Source organism: Bacillus sp. FSL R5-0593 (assembly GCF_038603755.1).
GTDB classification, from domain to species: domain Bacteria; phylum Bacillota; class Bacilli; order Bacillales; family Bacillaceae; genus Bacillus; species Bacillus velezensis.
Genome location: NZ_CP152011.1, coordinates 3,583,582 through 3,603,376 on the forward strand (window position 1 = coordinate 3,583,582; position 19,795 = coordinate 3,603,376).

Annotated in this window: 15 protein-coding genes; 5 read left to right on the forward strand and 10 right to left on the reverse strand. The window is 47.6% G+C overall.

Annotated features, from left to right (window positions below; translation table 11 throughout):
• The first annotated feature begins 5 nt into the window (after positions 1 to 5).
• A complete protein-coding gene (locus tag NYE36_RS17855; RefSeq protein WP_015418311.1) occupies positions 6 to 737 on the forward strand; it encodes a GntR family transcriptional regulator in 732 nt (243 codons plus the stop codon).
• 143 nt (positions 738 to 880) lie between these two features.
• On the opposite strand, the gene NYE36_RS17860 is transcribed toward NYE36_RS17855, so the two are convergent.
• The 6 genes from NYE36_RS17860 to NYE36_RS17885 form a co-directional block, all read right to left on the reverse strand.
• On the reverse strand, positions 881 to 1,456 hold the full coding sequence (locus NYE36_RS17860) for a TetR/AcrR family transcriptional regulator (RefSeq protein ID WP_015418312.1): 576 nt from the start codon (positions 1,454 to 1,456) through the stop codon (positions 881 to 883).
• A 166-nt stretch (positions 1,457 to 1,622) separates the two neighbouring features.
• Complete coding sequence (locus NYE36_RS17865; RefSeq protein ID WP_265451066.1) at positions 1,623 to 5,492, reverse strand: metallophosphoesterase; 3,870 nt, start codon at positions 5,490 to 5,492, stop codon at positions 1,623 to 1,625.
• Between the two features lie 93 nt (positions 5,493 to 5,585).
• Positions 5,586 to 5,945 (reverse strand): phage holin family protein, encoded by a 360-nt coding sequence (locus NYE36_RS17870; protein WP_007407446.1) that lies wholly within the window; start codon positions 5,943 to 5,945, stop codon positions 5,586 to 5,588.
• Positions 5,946 to 6,140 carry a PspC domain-containing protein gene (locus NYE36_RS17875; protein WP_007407447.1) on the reverse strand — a complete coding sequence of 65 codons (195 nt, stop codon included), beginning with the start codon at positions 6,138 to 6,140 and terminating at the stop codon, positions 5,946 to 5,948.
• Positions 6,141 to 6,144: 4 nt separating this feature from the next.
• A complete protein-coding gene (locus NYE36_RS17880) occupies positions 6,145 to 7,242 on the reverse strand; it encodes a DUF4097 domain-containing protein (protein ID WP_007407448.1) in 1,098 nt (365 codons plus the stop codon).
• Between the two features lie 24 nt (positions 7,243 to 7,266).
• Positions 7,267 to 7,593, reverse strand: coding sequence for a hypothetical protein (locus tag NYE36_RS17885; protein WP_003151444.1), 327 nt, complete (start codon positions 7,591 to 7,593; stop codon positions 7,267 to 7,269).
• 197 nt (positions 7,594 to 7,790) lie between these two features.
• Here NYE36_RS17885 and NYE36_RS17890 point away from each other — a divergent pair, with 197 nt between their 5' ends.
• Positions 7,791 to 8,051, forward strand: a complete 261-nt coding sequence (locus NYE36_RS17890; RefSeq protein ID WP_012118557.1) for a hypothetical protein — start codon at positions 7,791 to 7,793, stop codon at positions 8,049 to 8,051.
• Between the two features lie 25 nt (positions 8,052 to 8,076).
• On the opposite strand, the gene uvrA is transcribed toward NYE36_RS17890, so the two are convergent.
• The 3 genes from uvrA to NYE36_RS17905 form a co-directional block, all read right to left on the reverse strand.
• Complete coding sequence (gene uvrA, locus NYE36_RS17895; protein WP_144664408.1) at positions 8,077 to 10,950, reverse strand: excinuclease ABC subunit UvrA; 2,874 nt, start codon at positions 10,948 to 10,950, stop codon at positions 8,077 to 8,079.
• Positions 10,951 to 10,957: 7 nt separating this feature from the next.
• Positions 10,958 to 12,943, reverse strand: coding sequence for an excinuclease ABC subunit UvrB (uvrB, locus tag NYE36_RS17900; RefSeq protein WP_003151439.1), 1,986 nt, complete (start codon positions 12,941 to 12,943; stop codon positions 10,958 to 10,960).
• A gap of 175 nt (positions 12,944 to 13,118) precedes the next feature.
• Positions 13,119 to 13,355, reverse strand: a complete 237-nt coding sequence (locus tag NYE36_RS17905) for a CsbA family protein (protein WP_003151438.1) — start codon at positions 13,353 to 13,355, stop codon at positions 13,119 to 13,121.
• A gap of 300 nt (positions 13,356 to 13,655) precedes the next feature.
• Here NYE36_RS17905 and NYE36_RS17910 point away from each other — a divergent pair, with 300 nt between their 5' ends.
• The 3 genes from NYE36_RS17910 to NYE36_RS17920 all read left to right on the forward strand — a co-directional run bounded on the left by NYE36_RS17910 (position 13,656) and on the right by NYE36_RS17920 (position 18,162).
• A complete protein-coding gene (locus tag NYE36_RS17910; protein ID WP_265451067.1) occupies positions 13,656 to 16,157 on the forward strand; it encodes a PEP/pyruvate-binding domain-containing protein in 2,502 nt (833 codons plus the stop codon).
• Positions 16,158 to 16,228: 71 nt separating this feature from the next.
• Complete coding sequence (locus NYE36_RS17915; protein WP_015240677.1) at positions 16,229 to 16,852, forward strand: TetR/AcrR family transcriptional regulator; 624 nt, start codon at positions 16,229 to 16,231, stop codon at positions 16,850 to 16,852.
• Entirely contained in the window at positions 16,825 to 18,162 is a 1,338-nt protein-coding gene (locus NYE36_RS17920) for an MFS transporter (protein ID WP_007407455.1), read from the forward strand. The genes NYE36_RS17915 and NYE36_RS17920 overlap by 28 nt, the downstream gene beginning before the upstream one ends.
• 291 nt (positions 18,163 to 18,453) lie before the next feature.
• On the opposite strand, the gene NYE36_RS17925 is transcribed toward NYE36_RS17920, so the two are convergent.
• The gene (locus NYE36_RS17925; protein WP_327997516.1) at positions 18,454 to 19,521 is read right to left on the reverse strand and encodes a DUF3810 domain-containing protein; all 1,068 of its coding nucleotides are present in this window, start codon (positions 19,519 to 19,521) and stop codon (positions 18,454 to 18,456) included.
• Positions 19,522 to 19,795: the final 274 nt, after the last annotated feature.

The window sequence follows — 19,795 nt, forward strand, 5'->3', positions numbered from 1 at the left end:
GACCTATGCAGATTGATAAACAATCTCCGATTCCGATTTACTTTCAGATTATGGAACAATTAAAAACACAAATCAAAAACGGCGAGCTGAAAGCGGATGCGCTGCTTCCGTCGGAGCGGGAATACGCCGAACAATTCGGCATCAGCCGAATGACGGTGCGCCAGGCGCTTTCCAATCTGGTGAATGAAGGATTTTTATACAGGCAGAAAGGCCGGGGAACGTTCGTCAGCAAACTGAAGATGGAACAGCCGCTTCAAGGGCTGACAAGTTTTACGGAAGATATGAGAAGCCGGGGCATGAAGCCGGGGAGCAGACTTGCCGAATACCAGCTGATTCAGGCGACGGAAGAATTATCTTCTATCCTGGGATGCGGCTATCAGGCAACGCTTCATAAAATCATCCGCGTCCGGCTGGCGAATGATATCCCGATGGCGATTGAAGCCTCGTACATTCCGTTTGACAAAGCGGGAAAACTGGACGCCTCTCATTTTCAATCATCCATGTATGAGCATATTGAAGCGTACAATCAGATGCCGATCTCACGGGCAAAACAAGAGCTTGAACCGGGAGCCGCTTCCGAGGAAGAAGCTGAGCTGCTCGGTATCCAGCCCGGCGCCCCCGTCCTCTATATCAAGCGGACCACTTATCTGCAGGACGGCACTGCCTTTGAGCACGTCAAATCCGCCTACAGAGGCGACCGCTACACATTCGTGCATTATATGGACAGGGTGAAATGAAACATCTCCAACCGCTACGGGTTGGAGATGTTTTTTGATCTGCCATTTTCAAATCAAGCCGGTGAATGTTCTCTATGACTCTGTCAAAACGGAGAGGCTGTGGTTCTGGTATCTATTTTTATAAAGAAAAGAGTAATAAAATGCTACCCTCTGTTTTGGACAATATACGGAACCTGCTTTGAAACCAGCAGCAGCGGTTCTTTGTTTTTATGAGCCAGTGAAAACATGATTGCGCCTTCAATCATCGAGTTGATTGTCACCCCGAGCTTCTCCGCTTCCTCTTGTTCAAACCCATGTTCAAGAAATTTTGCCGCAAACACATCCGTCCACTTCTTGAACACCTCAACACATGTGCATCTTAACGTTTCATTGATCAGAGCGGTCTCACCCGCCAGCAATCCAACCGGCACGCCCTCAATATTCTGCGGATCATTAAACTGTTCAGCCGTTACATGAATAAAGTGCTGAATCGCTTCTATAGGGTCCGCGAATTGAGACATACTATTCTGTATTTGCTTTTCAACGCATCTTCCCGTATATTTGATCGCCGCAATGGCGAGTTCTGCTTTTCCATTTGGAAAGTGATGATACACAGACCCTCTGGGTGCTCCGCTCTCTTTTATAATTTGATTCAAACCAGTCGCATGATATCCCTGAATCTGAAAAAGATATGCAGAGGTTTGAATAATTCTTTCTTTTGTCCCGGTTTTACTGTTCATTATGTTTCCTCCTGCATATTACGAAAACCAATCGATTTTAGTATAGAAAAGGGACATAAAAAAGTCAAAAGCACTTATCACAGCAGGGCGCCGCCATTTACGCACAGAAAAAATCCTGCTGACCGTCAGATTTTCTTCTGAGCGATCAGCAGGCTGTATGTTTTCGTTATGGGTTTGAGGCATGCCTGAAATCAAACTGATCCGGAGCCGGGCGATACGGCGTATTTCCCGTTTTGAACATCCACAGCGGTGATATTGTTTTGCCGTTGTACGGGTCCTTCACGACGGTGTACCAGTAATAAACGGAATCAGGCTGGAGGCCGTCCCAGACCCAATTTGCGGTTTTTCCGCTTTTTACGTGTTTTTTATGACCGAGCAGTTCGTTCGTATAGACGTTGCATTCAAAGTAATCGGTCGCTACCCTTTTCCTCTTCGGCTGTAAATCCATTTCTGCTGAGAATTCGTCTTTATCAGCGAACAGATCGGTGTCATAGTAATTGATGTCATCCGTGTACGGCGAGTAGGAGAACATGTGAACCTGATTGGCGGCCTGATCGAATTGCATCATGCGCATAAAGCCCTGCCCCCCTTCCGGACCGTCCTGGTAGTCGGTCAGAATTTGGTGGACGAGGCGGTCCGGTTTTCCGTCCCCGTCATCGTCAAGCGCATCGGTTTTTTTCATGGCGTTATGGTAATGGCCGCTTAATACCATCGCCACATTGCGATTCGGCTTGACGACTTTTCGATAGATCGTCTCCCCGATCGGGCTTCGATTTCCGCTCACAAGCAAGTACTCATGAAAGCATAAGATAGCGGTTCGGTCCGGATACCTCTTCAGCACTTGATTGATCCAGTCTATCTCTTGTTCCGCAATGCCCCAGCCCATATAAATCATAATAAAATCGTTCCCGCTTGCCGACAGCAGATCATAATGCCCGCGGTTATTTTTGTATGATCCGCCGTAATGCATGTTCTGTTCAAACCGGCGGCTCCCGAAGAAATCCCCGAAGGTTCGGTATGTGCCGTCTTTATGGCCGACGTCGTGATTGCCTGCAAGCACTCCGTACGGAATCCCCGCCTTGTCAAGCGTCCGCATGGAGTGATCGGCGTTTTTCCACTGTTTCATCACCATTGAATCATCGACGATATCACCGGTATGAAAGACATATTTAATATTGTGCTTTTCCTTATTTTCTTTGATCCACTCCGTCATTTTGTCAAAAATGTGCGGGTGCCCTTGTGCGTAATACTGTGTATCCGACATCCAGACAAACGTGTAATTGCCTTTCGCCGGTATTTGATCCTGCACGATGACATTCATTTTTGAGTTCTTCACCACATCCGCTGCGGAAACGGCGGCTTTTAATGTAAACGGCTTTTTATCTTTGGCAAGAACGCTGTCCGCCTCCTGCCAGCGGCTTGTCCGGTAATTCCAAATATACATGGTTACCTTTCGGCCGGGCAGAGAGCTTCCTTTCCAGACCGCCTCGGCCAGATCCGTTTCGTCGATAGACGGGTCAACGGAGACTTCGAACCGGTGATAAGGAAAACGCTCCATACTTTCCGCCGAAACGGTTTTTCCGTCATTTGCCGAGATGCGGTTCATTTCCGGCAGGGTAAACGGCATTTCATTTTCTTTTATGCCCCTCGGCGGTTCCGTTAATGAGGCGTGTTTATACACTTTCACGCTGCCCGGATTCCGCGCGGTATAACGGAAGCCGCGATAAAATGATACATTCATGTCATCCTTCGTCGGGTCTTTTACCCGGACGGACAGCTTTGCTTTGTGGGCGCCGATTTTTTGATCGGCAAGCTCCGGCTGGTTCGGCTCCTCCCGTTTGATATGGAAGGTGCGGACGGACGTTGTTTCATTTCCGGCAAGGTCTGCCGCAATGATGGTAAGGGTATGTTTTCCGGGCTTGAGATCGGCTGATGACGTGTGATGGGGGAGCGTAATGCTTTCTCCGTCCAAAAACGCTTTGACCTCTTCCACTTTGCTCCATTTGTCACGGATGTCCGCATTTAGCTCAACATTACCTTTCAGCGCCGCGCCTTCTTTGATACCCGGGACAATCTTCGGCCCCGTATTGTCCACCCGCACAGATTGGCTCAGCTGTTCCTCACCGTCGCTAACAAAAATATGGTGATAGCCTTCAGAAAGCTTCGCCGTGTTCCACGGCAGCAGCCGTGACGTAAACAAATGATCCGGCAGGCTGAATGAGAAGGTCTTCTGCTGATTCGCCCGCCTGCCGTCACCGATAAACAGCTGCTCAGCCGGATCCGTCTTCCCGTCTTTGATCACCGTTCCGTCCGAAAGCACCAGACGGGCATGTTTCACGACAAAATCATCCCGATTCTCTCCCGTGTCATACGGAGAAACCTTTGAGCCCGAACGGATGGATACTTTCTGTGTTTTGCCCCCTTTTTGCAGCAGACGTTCCGGAAGGAGAACCGAGTGCGTTCTGTAACGGTGAGACGGATCGTCAAAAATGTGCAGCACCTCATTTTCCATTATGACGGTGTTTTGAAAATAAAGATTCGTTTTCCGGGCATCGAAAGCGAAATAGACCTCTTTTTCCAGCGCCGGCCGGGTCTCCTGCCGCTTGCCGTCAATCCACAGCTTGATCTTATCGGCGCTGACGTCGGAAGTCGCTTTGAGCAGATAGGTGCCGGATATCGTATCTTCGGGTTCAACATTCATTCTGAGTCCGTGTGATTTGCTCATCTGTTCAATGTCAATCATCTTGACGGGCGTTTTTGCTTCATTTTCTCCATCACTGGCTGCGATATAATACTCAAGCTGATCCTGGCCGAGCAGTTCCGGGGAATAAAGAATGTGATGGTATAAGCTGTCGTTGCGGTCTTTTTCGGCCAGAATTCGTTTGAATGGTTTTTTCTCATTGGTCCGGTAATAAAACGCGGCTGTTTTGACAAGGTTTTTGTCTTTTATGTCAGCCTTTAATTCAATGCTTTCAGCGGGCCGGACGGGCTTTCTGTCTGTAAGGTCTTCGATGACCGGTTTTTCCTTGTCGGGTTTTATCACCCTTTTCTGCTGCGGGATCTGCGCCTGAAAAACGGAGCCCGGTGACGGCTTATGCTCGCTCGTGGAGATCTTCAGCAATTCTCCCGTTCCGTTCAGCGGATATTTGTATAGCAAAGAAGTCAGCCGGCGGAAAGCGTGTTTCCGGTATTGCGCCGAGGCGATATCCTTGCCGGTATTTGCCGACAGCACCACCGTACGCGGGCGGCCGTTGGACATTCCGTCCGTCCCTTCGATGACGGCGAGATGTTTTCCCTCCTTCAGGCGTGTCCCGTAATAGCGGTTGAAATCATCTATCGTCAGTTCTGATGCGGCGCGTCTCAGCCAAAACACGTAAGTCTCGCCTGACGGAATGACGGTATCTTCTTTCGGCCTCCATATCATGTCTGATTCCGGCCCTTCCTTCGGATAGCGGTAGCGGATGTGATAGTCTTTAAAATGAATGGGCCTGTCCGTCGTGTTATACACCTCGATAAATTCATAGGCATCAGCGCCGTCTTCATTTTTCGTATCAACCGCAAGCTCCGTAATCATCAGCTCGGGAATATGATTCAAATCGGCTTGATAGCCGTCCAGCTTCAGCCGCTTTTTCTCCGATTCCGCCCGCTGTCTGCCGTTGGTGAAAACGAGGTAATATTCCAATTCTCCATTCCAGATATCCCGTTTTGAAATCTGGGCCGTAAACAGCCGGATTGCGCCTGGCGCGGGCTCCATCGGCACCATTTTAAACCCCAGCTCATTGCTTTGTTTATAAAAAAGAAACGCCGAAAACGCTTGATAGTCAGCATTCCGTACATGAGCCTGTATGAACAGGTTTCTTTTCATTTCCGCCTTTACTTCGATTTGGGGAGGATTCTCCAGAAGCGGTATGTAATGAGGCGGCTGTCCGAATTCCTGCTGATTCACGGGGATTGCCGATTCTTTGCGCGCCGCATCCGCAGAAGGACTCACACAAAGCAAACCAATCAGAAAAAAGAGCGTCATCACAAGTTTCATCTCATTACCTCCCTATACATTATGTTGCGTCAGGAGGCTGCCGCTTATGTAAATCACACATAAAAAAGCTGCCCTCTCGGGACAGCTCGTTTTTTACCTTTTTCTAAGCGGCTCCAATATGCCTTTTTGGATCAGCAAGTGGAAAACGGACAGCACGACGGATGCCCAAATGGCGGTGCCGAACCCATCAATCTGAAAGCTGTCTCCCATCAAGGCTGCGGTCATCATTAACGTTATGGCGTTGATGACAAACAGAAAGAGGCCGAGGGTCACAACCGTGACAGGCAATGTCAATATGACGATGATCGGTTTGATCAGCACATTTAACACAGAAAGAATCACACTGGCGATGACAGCCGCTCCGATACTGCTGATATGGACGGAATCAAAATATCCCGCGATAACGATTAATAATAAAGCATTTACTAAAATGCTGACTGCCCATTTGATCATTTATTTCAAATCTCCTTCTAAAGGTACAACAAAACACCAGATAATATATACAATCGGCACGATTCCGCTCGTGACAAGCGCTAATACAACGGTGATAATGCGCAAAAGCGACGCATCCATATTGACGTACTCCGCCAAACCGCCGACAACGCCGGCGATTTTACGGTTTTTTTCTGAACGGTAAAGTCTTTTCATCCAATCACCTCTGAGTATGCTTGAGCTTAATGGCTCCTGTTAACGATTCTGAGAAAATCGAGAGATGCTGATCATGGCCTTGATTTGATGCCAGCATCAGTTCTTTTTGAATGGTATCATTCTTTTCCTTTAAAATTTCCGCATCAATCAGCTCATGGCTGAGAGAGCCGAGATTGCTTTTGAGCTCCGCTTTCACCGCCGAATCATCAGGCAGGGCGATCTCCACGTTTCCGGTCGTCGTTTTCGTGTAGATGGAGCGGCAGTGCGGCGCTGTCACGGTAAGCATGATATTGCCGTTAAAGCTTTGAACGTCAATGGATTCACTCGATCCGCGCAAATCAATCAAGCCGTTGATCGTTTCCGCTTCAATCGCGCCGCATTGATGTCCGGCCAGCTTGATTTGTCCGTTAGCCGTTTCCGCCGACGCTTTATCAGCCGTCAAATGAGAGAATGACAGAACGCCGTTTGTCGTTTTCGCCGAGAATTCTTTTACATGTAAATGTTCCCCTCTGATCGGTCCGTTAAACAGCTTCACTCTTATCTTATCGTACTCTTTCTGGGGAACATAAAGCGTAACATTGGTTTTCATCGTTTTCTTTTCCGTGCGGACAAAAAACTTATTGCCCTTCACTTCACACTCAATGTGCTGAAGAAATGCGGTGCGCGCCGCCTCCTGACTGTCCGCCCGGTACACTTTCGCCTGGCACTCCGCTCTGATATCTTCATCCGCCCACGGCACGATATTGACGCTGCCGTTTGCGATCTGCATATCAATGGCCGAGAATTCACTGTCTTTAAATTGAAAAATATGCTGCACTTCGTGTGCGTGGCCGAAATTCAGATCAAGATCCGCTTCCTTCACTTTTTTGACGGCAGAATCAATCCAGTCGAACAGCTTCGCCCCGAGCGACGGCTTTTGGCTTCCTTTTGCCCCGCTTTCGAAATCTTCCGCAGGTTCCTGGACCTCTGCAGATAATGCGGTGATCTGCTCTTCTTTTTCTTTATATTCATGATCCAGTTTTTCAATGAGCGTCAGTGCTTCCTGCGCCGTCAGCATGCCGTCTTCCACAAGCTTTAAAATCCGTTCTTTCTCCTGTTTCATACAAAACGCCTCCCCCGACTTTTCTCACACCTGGCGTAACACCTTAATTCCCTGCACGATATTCCAAATGACCATTCCGATGAGGATCAGAAAATAAACAGCTGCTCCTGTTATCATAACAAAAACGGGCACCATACTCTCCCCCTGAGCCGTAATCAATCCGCCGACAACACCCGCGGTCACAATCAGCAATCCCGCAAACGGAATGATATGGGAAATCAGAGCGCGCATGGCATGCCGCTTCGTCTCTTTTTCATCGACGACAAAGTAAGCCACAATCGGAAGAATGAGCGGCGCGAGAAACACGCTGAAATAACAGATTGATGCGATAATCGCTTGATTTCGGTTCAATAAAAACACTCCCTGTGCCGTAATGTAAAAACCCTTCCTTATACATACGTATGACGAATGGGCGGGTTTCATTTTCATGCTAAGGACATGCTTCGTTATACGTAATTTTTGATTTCAGAGATTTCACTATAGAATCTTTTCCCCGAACCGATTACAATATGTAACAAAGCCTGACCGTATGCAAGGAGGACATACAAATGGAGAAAGATCCCGAAAACGCCCAAGTAACGGAAGAGAGTCTGCGAAATTTAATTCGCGAACAGAAAAGAATGAACAGCGAAATGCTGGCTGAATTGGAACAGATCAAAGCAGCCCCTCTTCCCATTTCCCATGATATCCAATATATAAAAGTGCTGCTGGACAGCAGCAGCACCCATATTCTGCAGGACTTAATGCATTTAAGCAAACAGCTTCCCCAACAGAAAAAAGCCTGTAACACAACAGCCCAAAACCGGTGAGTTTTGGGCTGTTTTTATTGATCTATTATGTGGCTGCCGTTTCTTTTTCAGCCAGCAATGTTTTCATCCGTTTTTTATCACGTTCCATTACCGGTTTCAGATAGCGGCCCGTATATGATTCTTCCACTTCGACAACTTCTTCAGGCGTCCCGGAGGCTACGATCGTGCCGCCGCCCGCTCCGCCTTCAGGTCCCAGGTCTACGATGTAGTCCGCCGTTTTAATGATGTCGAGATTGTGTTCAATGACCAAAACGGTATCACCGTTATCGACGAGTCTTTGAAGCACAACCAAGAGCCTTGCGATATCATCAACGTGGAGGCCTGTCGTCGGTTCGTCCAAAATATACAGCGTCCGGCCGGTGGAACGCTTATGCAGTTCGGAAGCGAGCTTGACGCGCTGCGCTTCTCCGCCTGACAGCGTCGTCGCCGGCTGGCCGAGCGTCACATACCCGAGTCCGACATCGGCAAGCGTTTGAAGCTTGCGTTTGATTTTTGGGATATTTTCAAAGAAAGACAGAGCATCTTCCACCGTCATATCCAAAACGTCAGAAATGCTTTTTCCTTTGTATGTGACCTCCAGCGTCTCCCGGTTGTAACGTTTGCCGTGGCACACTTCACACGGGACGTACACGTCAGGAAGGAAATGCATCTCAATTTTGATGATGCCGTCGCCGCGGCAGGCCTCACAGCGCCCGCCTTTTACATTAAAACTGAACCGGCCTTTTTTATAGCCGCGCACCTTTGCTTCATTTGTCTGCGCGAATACATCGCGGATATCATCAAACACACCCGTGTAAGTTGCCGGATTTGATCTCGGTGTCCGGCCGATCGGCGCCTGGTCGATGTCGATCACCTTATCAAGGTGGTCGAGGCCTTTGATTTCTTTATGGCTTCCCGGTTTCGCTTTGGCTTTATGAAGCTTTTGCGCAAGCGCCTTATGCAGAATTTCATTCACAAGCGTGCTTTTTCCGGAACCGGACACACCTGTCACCGCCGTAAAAGTGCCGAGCGGGAATTTGGCGTTCGCTTTTTTCAGGTTGTTTTCTGAAGCGCCTTTGATTTCAATGAACCGGCCGTCAGGCTTTCTTCTCTCCGGAGGCATCGGGATGAATTGAGCCCCTGACAAATAGCGTCCGGTCAGAGAGTCCGCATCATTCATCACTTCTTCAGGCGTCCCCGCCGATATGACGCGGCCGCCGTGAATGCCGGCGCCCGGACCGATATCTATCAAATAATCGGCAGCCATCATCGTATCCTCATCATGCTCAACGACAATCAGTGTGTTGCCGAGATCCCTCATGTTTTTCAGCGCGCTGATCAGACGGTCATTGTCACGCTGGTGAAGGCCGATGGACGGCTCATCAAGAATATACAGGACGCCTGACAAACGGGAGCCGATCTGCGTCGCAAGCCTGATGCGCTGGGCTTCTCCGCCTGACAGCGTGCCCGCCGCCCGGCTCAGCGTCAGGTAATCAAGACCGACTTTATCTAAGAAGCTGAGCCGCTCCACAATCTCTCTTAAAATTAAATCGGCAATCTGCATATCTTTCTCAGACAGCGTCAGGTTTTTGAAAAATTCAAGCGCGTCGCCGACAGAAAGTTCGGTAATGGTTCCGATATGACGCCCGTTGACCAAAACGGCAAGCGCTTCTTTCTTCAGCCGGTAGCCTTTGCACGTCGGGCACGATTTCTGTGACATGTACTGCTCCATCTGTTCACGGATATAATCGGAGCTTGTCTCTTTATACCGTCTCTCAATATTGCGCAGCACACCTTCAAATTCAATTTCATTTTCGCGCACTTGTCCGAAATCATTCTCGTATTTAAAGTAGATCCGTTCATTGCCGCTGCCGTACAGCACTTTATCAAGCTGATGCTTCGGCAGGTCTTTGACCGGAGTCTCCATATCAATGCCGTAATGGCGGCAGACCGCCTGAAGCAGCTGCGGATAATATTGTGAACTGATCGGCGTCCACGGCGCGATGGCGTGTTCCTTTAATGACAGCTCGGGATTGGGGATGACGAGTTCAGGGTCCACTTCCAGCTTCAAGCCGAGACCGTCGCAAGTCGGACAGGCGCCGAACGGACTGTTAAATGAAAACAGCCGGGGTTCAAGCTCCCCGATAGAAAAACCGCACAGCGGACAGGCGTGATGCTCGCTGAACATCAGCTCCTCCTGACCGATGACATCTATCATGACACGGCCTTCCCCTAAACGGAGCGCAGTTTCCAGCGAGTCGGAAAGCCGGGCGGCAACGCCTTCCTTGACAACGATCCGGTCAATGACTACTTCAATGGAATGCTTTTTGTTTTTTTCAAGTTCAATATCGTCGGAAAGCTCGGCCATTTCTCCGTCAATCCGCACCCTTACGTAACCTTGCTTTCTGATTTGGTCAAGCACTTTGACATGGGCGCCTTTTCTGCCTGAGATGATCGGCGCAAGCACTTGAAGCTTCGTCCGCTCCGAATATTCAAGAATCCGGTCAACCATCTGTTCAATCGTTTGCGACGTAATTTCAATGCCGTGCTCCGGGCAGTGCGGTTTCCCGACTCTCGCGTACAGCAGCCGGAGATAATCATAGATCTCCGTTACCGTTCCGACGGTTGACCGCGGATTGCGGCTTGTCGTTTTCTGGTCAATGCTGATCGCCGGAGAAAGCCCTTCGATCGCATCAACGTCCGGCTTATCCATCTGCCCTAAAAATTGGCGCGCATAGGCAGAAAGCGATTCAACATACCGCCTCTGTCCTTCCGCGTAAATGGTGTCAAAGGCAAGGGATGATTTTCCCGATCCGGACAGCCCCGTCACGACGACGAGCTGATCCCGCGGAATCGTTACATCAATGTTTTTTAAATTGTGCGCCCTTGCGCCTTTCACCTCGATCCGGTCAATTGCCATGTGTTCATCATCCTTCCGCTTTAAGCTCTAACAGTAAATCACGAAGCTCTGCCGCCCGCTCGAAATCAAGCGCTCTGGCCGCTTCTTTCATTTCGTGCTCCATTTGCTCAACGACTTTCTGGCGTTCTTTCTTCGTCATCTTCGCCAGTTTAGGCGCGGCTTTTGTTTTATATTCTTCTTTATCCTCAGCGGCCTGCGTCGCGCGGATCACATCGCGGATTTCCTTATTGATCGTTTGCGGCGTAATGCCGTGAATTTCGTTAAAGCGCTCCTGCTGTTCCCGGCGGCGCTTCGTTTCATTAATCGCGATTTCCATCGAATTCGTGATTTTATCGGCATACATGATGACGCGGCCTTCCGCGTTTCGTGCCGCCCGTCCGATCGTCTGAATGAGCGAACGTTCAGAACGGAGGAAGCCTTCTTTATCCGCATCGAGAATGGCGACAAGTGACACTTCCGGAATATCAAGCCCTTCCCTCAGCAGGTTGATGCCGATTAACACATCATGTTTTCCGAGGCGGAGGTCACGGATGATTTCAATCCGTTCAAGCGTCTTAATCTCGGAATGCAGATAATTGACCTTGATGCCGATTTCCTTGAGATAATCGGTCAGATCCTCTGACATTTTTTTCGTTAAAGTCGTCACGAGAACGCGTTCATTCCGTTCTATCCTCGCCTGAATCTCGCCGATCAGATCATCAATCTGTCCTTCGATCGGACGGACGTCAATGAGGGGATCGAGGAGTCCCGTCGGTCTGATGATCTGCTCGATCATTTCCGGCGTATGCTCAATTTCATACGGTCCCGGAGTCGCCGACACGTACACGATATTGTGCATGTGTTTCTCAAATTCCTCGAATCGGAGCGGACGGTTGTCAAGCGCTGACGGCAGGCGGAACCCGTGATCGACTAGCACCTGTTTTCTCGCCTGGTCACCGTTGAACATGCCGCGCACCTGCGGAATCGTCACATGTGATTCATCAACGACAATCATAAAATCGTCCGGAAAATAATCAAGCAGCGTATATGGCGTAGAGCCCGGCGGACGGAGTGTCAAATGTCTTGAATAGTTCTCGATCCCTGAGCAAAAACCCATTTCCCGCATCATTTCAAGATCGTATCTCGTCCGCTGCTCAAGCCGCTGCGCTTCAAGGAGCTTGCCGTTTTCGTGCATCACTTTCAAGCGCTCCTCAAGCTCCTGTTCAATATTCAGAATCGCTTTTTCCATCTTTTCCGCCCGGGTGACGAAGTGGGAAGCCGGAAAAATCGCGACATGGTCACGGTCGCCGAGAATTTCTCCGGTCAAAGCGTCGACCTCTCTGATCCGCTCAATTTCGTCTCCGAAAAATTCCACTCTGATACAATGTTCGTCACGGGAAGCCGGGAAGATTTCCACAACGTCTCCGCGCACGCGGAACGTCCCGCGCTGAAAGTCGATATCATTGCGGGCATACTGGATATCTACAAGCTTTCTCAGCAGCTCGTTCCGCTCAATCTCCATTTCCGGTCTGAGCGACACAACCATCTCCCGGTATTCTTCAGGCGAACCGAGACCGTATATGCATGACACACTCGCGATAATAATGACATCTCTCCGTTCAAACAGAGAGGATGTCGCTGAGTGTCTCAGTTTATCAATTTCATCATTAATGCTTGCGTCTTTCTCTATAAAAGTATCCGTTTGAGGCACGTACGCCTCCGGCTGATAGTAATCGTAATAGCTGACAAAATATTCGACAGCATTGTTCGGGAAAAACTCCTTAAACTCGCTGTACAGCTGTCCGGCAAGGGTTTTGTTATGGGCAATGACCAGTGTCGGTTTATTCACTTCTTTAATCAGATTGGACACGGTAAAGGTTTTGCCCGTCCCTGTCGCACCCAGGAGAGTCTGGTGTTTTCTGCCTTCCTGTATGCCTTTGACAAGCTTCTCAATCGCTTGCGGCTGATCTCCCTGGGGCTGATATTTCGAGACTAACTCAAAACGATCTTTCACAAAAAAGCCTCCGTTTCTTTACGAAATCTTCCTATTGATATAGTAACACAATGACGGGCAAAATCACTAAAAATACGAACTAAAGTTCGATGGTTTATTTTTACCAAGTCAATTTTTGTATAAAAAACCTGCTTTTATGGCGTAAAAGCAGGCATTCTATTTCATATTCACCATGTCAGGCATTGTCTTTCTTTTTGTCTGCTTCTTTTTTGGCCATGTACAGCCCTCCGGCCACCAGCGATACGACATCCAATCCAACGATAAAATACGTTTCGGTGTAACCCTTTAAATAGGATGCGAAAAGCAGTGCTGCTGTGAGAGCGATCGCCACATAGTGGTTAAACGTGACGCGCGTAAAAAGGACGACCAGCATAAAAGGGAAACATAATGCAAAAACGGCTTTTGTAATCACAAAAACCCTCCTCGGGAATTCTTCATCTCATCTGATTATAGTAAAAAATGAAGAATCGGACAATCGTTCCCCTGCTATCACAATACCCTTTTTCAGCAGTCTTCAATCATCTGTCAAAAAAAATGTGAATATAAATCCATTGAACCATTAACCAGATGAATCGAATTACCTTTCTTCAGCCGAAAGGATGAGAAGGTTTAGGTCTTTGTATCTTTGACAGTTTCTTCCTCCCTCTTTACAATGTAATGATAGTGTTTACTATCATTTTCTTGGATGAAGAAAAAAAGGGGGTCATACCGCATGTATTCAGTGCGATTTCAAAAAGCGGAAGAATCGAGCCGCTCTGCAGGAGCAAAAGGAATGAACCTGATTAAACTGACGAAAAACGGGCTGCCCGTTCCCGGCGGTTTCATCATTCAGACGAATGCCCTGACACGTTTTATGGAAGACAACGGGCTTCAAGCAGATCAGGAACAGATGGAGCGCGCCATTATGAACGGCACGTTTTCAAAAGAGCTTCGGGAGGAACTGACCGCGTCGTTTTATGAATTGAGAGAATCATACGCCTCTGTCGCCGTACGTTCCTCCTCCGCGTCCGAAGATCTTGAAGGGGCTTCTTTCGCGGGCCAGTACGAAACCTATTTAAATATCAAAACAGAAGAAGAGTTTCTCGGAAAAGTGAAAGAATGCTGGGCTTCCTTCTTCTCGGCGCGGGTCAGCGGTTATAAAGAGAAAATGAACAATGACACCGCAGAACCGTTAATGGGCGTTGTCGTGCAAGGGCTTATCAATTCCGAGGTTTCAGGAGTCATTTTCAGCCGCAACCCCGTCACACATGATGACGGAGAGCTGATGATCAGCGCGAGCTACGGTCTCGGAGAAGCAATCGTCTCCGGCAGCGTGACGCCCGACACATTTATCGTCAATAAAGACACATTTCAGATTGAAAAAGAAATCGGCTTAAAAGAAATGTATATCGTTTCTAAAGACGAAGGCGTGACGGAAAAAGAGACGACCGCAGACATGAGAAACCGCTTCTGCCTTGATGACGAGAGCATCAAAGAGCTTGCCATGCTGACGATAAAGACGGAAGAACTGTACGGTTATCCCGTGGATCTCGAATTCGGATTTGCCGAAAATAAGCTGTATCTGCTTCAGGCCCGGCCGATTACAACGATCGCGCAGGATCAGAAAGCGGCAGACGAAGAACGGGAATTTATCATGACGCCCCGGGATCAGAAAGATTTTTGGCTCAATATGGAGGCCAATATAGAAGGCCCCGTCAGCCCGTTATTCGCCTCACTCATTGTGCCGGCTTTGGAATACGGCCTCAAAGAGAGCACGAAGGCATTCCCTGTAATGGGCATCGAAATCGAGCGTGTCAAACTTCATCAGGGCCGTGTTTTTTCCAGACAGCATAAGACGGACGACAAGCTGCCCGCAGAACAGTTAGAAGCGCTTTTCCCCGTCTTGGCTGACCGCATGTACGATATTATTCAGGAAACCTTTCTGCCTTTTTATCAAAAGCTGGACGAACTGGCGCATACAGACCATACGCCGGAGACTGCCCTTAATGCGTTCCGAAACCTGCAAGACTTCTATTTAAAAGGATACGCAGAACATTTCAATATTGTCTTTCCGCAGGTTGCGTTAAACATGATACTGGAATCCATGTACGGACAGGTTGAGAAAGAAAACACATCCCTTCTGTACGAAATGCTGGCTGGCGTCATGAATAAGTCATTGGAGACCGACAGACAGCTCTGGCTGCTTTCCGGACAAGTAAAAGACAGCCCTGAGCTGCGGCGCGTCTTTACGGTTTCTCATGCCGATGAGCTGCATCAGACGCTTCTGCAATCAAATGAGGGAAAACGCTTTCTCGAACAAGTCGGTGAATTTTTACAGGAATACGGCTGGAGATCCGTGAAAAGTCATGATCTGATTGAAGAAACTTGGGCGGAAAACCCTTATTTCGCTTTGGCCAACATTCAGAACTATGTCCGGAACGGATACGATTTTGACAGTGAGTTTCATAAAACGATAGAAAAACGAAAACAGCTCTACGCCGACTTTATGGATAGAATTGAAGATGACGGCTTCCGGGAGACGTTTGACCGCTATTATCAGTGGACATTGTCTTCATCCGTCATCAAAGATGATCACCATTTTTATATTGATGCGATGCTGGACGCCAAAGCGCGCCTTTGCCTTCTGAAAATCGGCGGGCTGCTTCAAAAACAAGGCGTAATCGATGATCGGGAGGATATGTGGTACTTATACAGCGATGAAGTCGAGAAAGCGCTGGCGTCGCCGGTTCCGATGCAGGAAAAAGCCGCTGAACGAAAACAGCTCTTCCAGCAATATCAATTGCTTGAAGCCCCCGCTTATCTCGGGACTCCGACTTCGGAACAGCTGAAAATGGCTGAACAGATTACCGGCTCCATCACAGAAGATGAAAAAAACACTGAACATCAAATTTACGGACTTGCGGCGTCAAGCGGAATCGCAAGCGGCCCTGTGAAAGTCATTCGTGACGCAAGTGAATTTTCCCGTTTTTCAACAGGAGACGTGCTTGTCTGCAAAATGACGACACCGCTGTGGACCAGTCTGTTCCAGGATGCAAAGGCCGTCATTACGGACACGGGCGGCATCCTGTCACATGCGGCGATCATCGCGAGGGAATACGGGCTCCCGGCCGTTCTCGGCACACGTGCCGCGACTGACAGGCTCAACGACGGAGATATCGTCACGGTGGACGGGACAAACGGCAAGATTACGATTGTCAAACGCGCTTCATGCTAGGTTTCCCTCTTTATTGACGGGCAGGGCGGGTGTATACTTGTCCTGCCAGTATTTACGCGAGGTGAAACATGTTGAGAACGACGAACAAGAGAATTATTGACGCCGCGATGAATCTGATCATCCAAAAAGGATACCGCGCAGCGACAACAAAAGAAATCGCAGAAAAAGCAAAAGTAAGCGAAGCAACGATTTTCCGTAATTTTAAAAACAAACAAGGATTAATGAAAGCCATGATTGAACAGCAGACGCCGGTTCCGGAAAGCATGATCACTAAGGCGGAAGGCGATCTGTATGAGGATCTTCTTCATTTCGCCGCGACCCTTCTTCAGCAATTGGAACAAAAAAAAGAAGTGTTCCGCATCTGCCTGCGCGAACCGGAACTATTCGAAGACGTCCTGCAGGATATTGTCGTATATCCGCAATCCGTGAAAAAGCATTTAATCGTTTACTTTAAGGAGCTGACAAAGAAAAATATGATAAGCCCCGGCAGTGAAGAAGCTAATGCAGACGTCTTTATGACGATGATTTTCGGTTATTTTATACACCGGCTGCAGCTGGGGAAAAGAGTCATCACTCTCTCTGAGGAAACGATGCTGAAACACAGCACTGAGATTTTCATGAAAGGCATTACCGGCCGGTCATTTTCCGGCTCCAAGGAGGATGAAGGATGGGTTCAAAGAAAGAATGGGCGCTGATCGTTTCGCTTTTGCTGGGAGCCATACTCGTTCCCATCAATTCTACGATGATCGCAGTCGCCCTTTCATCCATTTCCCGCTCATTCAGCGAATCAATTGCCAGCATCACATGGGTAGTGACCGTGTATTTAATCGTGATGGCCGTGACACAGCCCATTGCCGGCAAGCTCGGTGATATGTACGGAAACAAAAAAATGTATTTATGGGGCGTCGGCCTTTTTCTCATCGCATCATTGGGGTGCGCCCTATCGCCAAGTCTTTTCTTATTGATTTTCTTCCGGGCGCTTCAGGCTGCCGGCGGCGCTTTGCTTACGCCAAACAGCATCGCCATCATCCGCCATGTCGTGTCTGAAAAACGGCTTCCGAAAGTATTCGGCTTTTTCGGCCTCGGTGCCGGGCTGGGTGCGGCTCTCGGTCCGTTTATCGGCTCTCTTTTAATTGAGAGCTTCAGCTGGCATTCGATCTTTTGGGTCAACATTCCGTTTCTTGCAATCGCACTCGTGACGGCATTAGTGATGTTTCCTAAATATAAAGAAGAAACGTCTGACGCTCCGCTTGATATCATCGGGTCCGTTTTGCTTGCCGGAAGCATTGTATCTATTATTCTTCTGACGAAAAATGAAAGCTCTTTGGGCTATTGGGTGTACGCACTGCTCATTCTCGTATTTGTTCCGCTATTTTTCAGGCGGGAGCTGCGCACGAAACATCCGATTATTGATTTTGATCTGTTTAAAAACACGACCTTTACGAGCGCCAATCTGTCGGTTCTGTTAAGCAATTTAATGATGTACGCCGTGTTATTGATTATGCCGCTCTTTATGACCGGCCACTTCAGCATGAATACGTCACACAGCGGCATGGCGCTGTCAGTCTTTTCTGTTTTCATGTCCGCCAGCAACTGGGGCGGAGCTCAGCTGCATCAGAAATGGGGCGCGCGAAGAATGATTTTTCTGTCCTTCGGGCTGATGGCCGTAGCCAATCTCTTATTTTTGCTTTTGGTTTATTCCCATTCCGTTCCGTTTCTTATGGCATCGCTTATTGTCGGAGGCATCGCGTCAGGTGCGGGGCTGACGAGCATGCAGGTATCTTCTCTTGCGACGGTAGAACCGGGCATGTCCGGCATCGCATCCGGGATTTTCTCCACCTTCCGTTATTTCGGAAGCATTATTTCTTCAGCGCTGATCGGTTTAATCTCCGGGTTTCATATTCTGTTTATCATATTGATCGGAGTTTCTGTGATCGGCTTGTTCGTATCGCTTGGTATCAAGTCCGGGGAAACCGTTCAGACGAAAAAAAGCCATTCGGCATAACGAAAAAGGTTCCGTAAGCATCTGCTTTCCGGAACCTTTTCTAGTTTTCCTTCTTCATTTTCTCTCTCAAAGTGTCACCGCAATGCCGTTTGCTCTATGAGAATCTTTTGATTTACAAGAGAAAAGGTGAATGTAAATGGCTGAGAGTTCCGATCAAGTTCGGCGCTGACATCGTAATCCGGCCGTAAAAAGCCCGGCCGCCGTCTTTTATTTTATTTATTTCACTCACTCCTATGTTCAACTTGAGCCCACTATCATTACTATATAAACCTATAAGTATTCAAGATACATTTAATTGTACTTCTCTATCTCTCGCTGCTCTGCCAGCAACAAATTCACCATATCACTATAGCTATTCAAACCGTCTGTCTGATTATTTGCCTTCAGATATACATCATTTACATTTCTTGAAATACTTGAAATAACACCCTCATACTTATCCCGGTACTGCTCATTTTGTTCTATATCATGCTGCACCGCCTTGGACAGACTGGACATTATATCAGACGCCTGATCTGGATCCACTTTCTTTAGCTCAGATATAGAATAATCAAATGCTAGAAAAAAACCACTGTAAAGTATCATTGGATCATCCTGCTGCTTACATGCCAGATATGCTATAAAATTTGCCTCATCCTCATGCATGAAACCACTCTGATGTGCCAATTCATGTGCCATAGTAGCAGGCACCAAGAAAACGGGCACATTAACATTGATATTGGATTCATAAGTAAAAGGGACAAAAATACCATGTATCCCTGCATGCGACATTAGTTTTGACATCACCACTGGTTTTGGTGTTGAATATGAATGCTCCAAAACAGGATATTTCTTTGATAACATTTGCATCGAGAACACTGCGTGTTGTGCATAATAATCAAAAACCTCTGGTACTTGAGCCAAAAGATCAGTGTCCGCTAACTTTTCCCTTGCCAATTCCATTTCAACGGCAAGCGACTTACTCAATTTGACCAGTTCCTCCTTGCTGTAGTTCTCTTCTTTATATTCGGTATAAGACAAAAAAGAATATCTGTAATAGTTTATTCCACCCAAAATAGTATAACAAAAATATATCACGCTACAGATCGTAACGATTCCTAGAGCACCACGATAAACTACCATCCTACGTACACCTTTACTCATGATAACCTTGCGCACATAATAAACGATATAAAATAGAAAAAGTAACACAACCAACACGACGAGCCATTCACTAACAGAAAATGTGACCCAAGAAGGTACAAGTCCTACTGTTTTTGACAATAACGGATATACAGACCTACTGTATTTCTCCGCCCAATCCTGATGGTTCTGCGCGTATTTTGTCAGTATATAAGCTATAACTCCAAGTGAGATCAACGGCAATCTCTTAAGTAAAAGCTTTTTTATAATGTACTCCCCCTATCCAACATAACCATTATAATCAGTTATTCTTAATATATATCCTGCTAAAGATTCATCTTCTAAAGGTTTTGGAGTTAGCAATAACCTTTCCAATAAGCCATACCTCTCCTTCATTTATTTTTTTATTATTTCAAAATAAAACAGCTAAGAAAATATAATTTTCTTAGCTGTTTTATTTTGAAATCTAGTTTAGGAGTTCTTGAAACTATTCCGAATAATTATGAAAAAT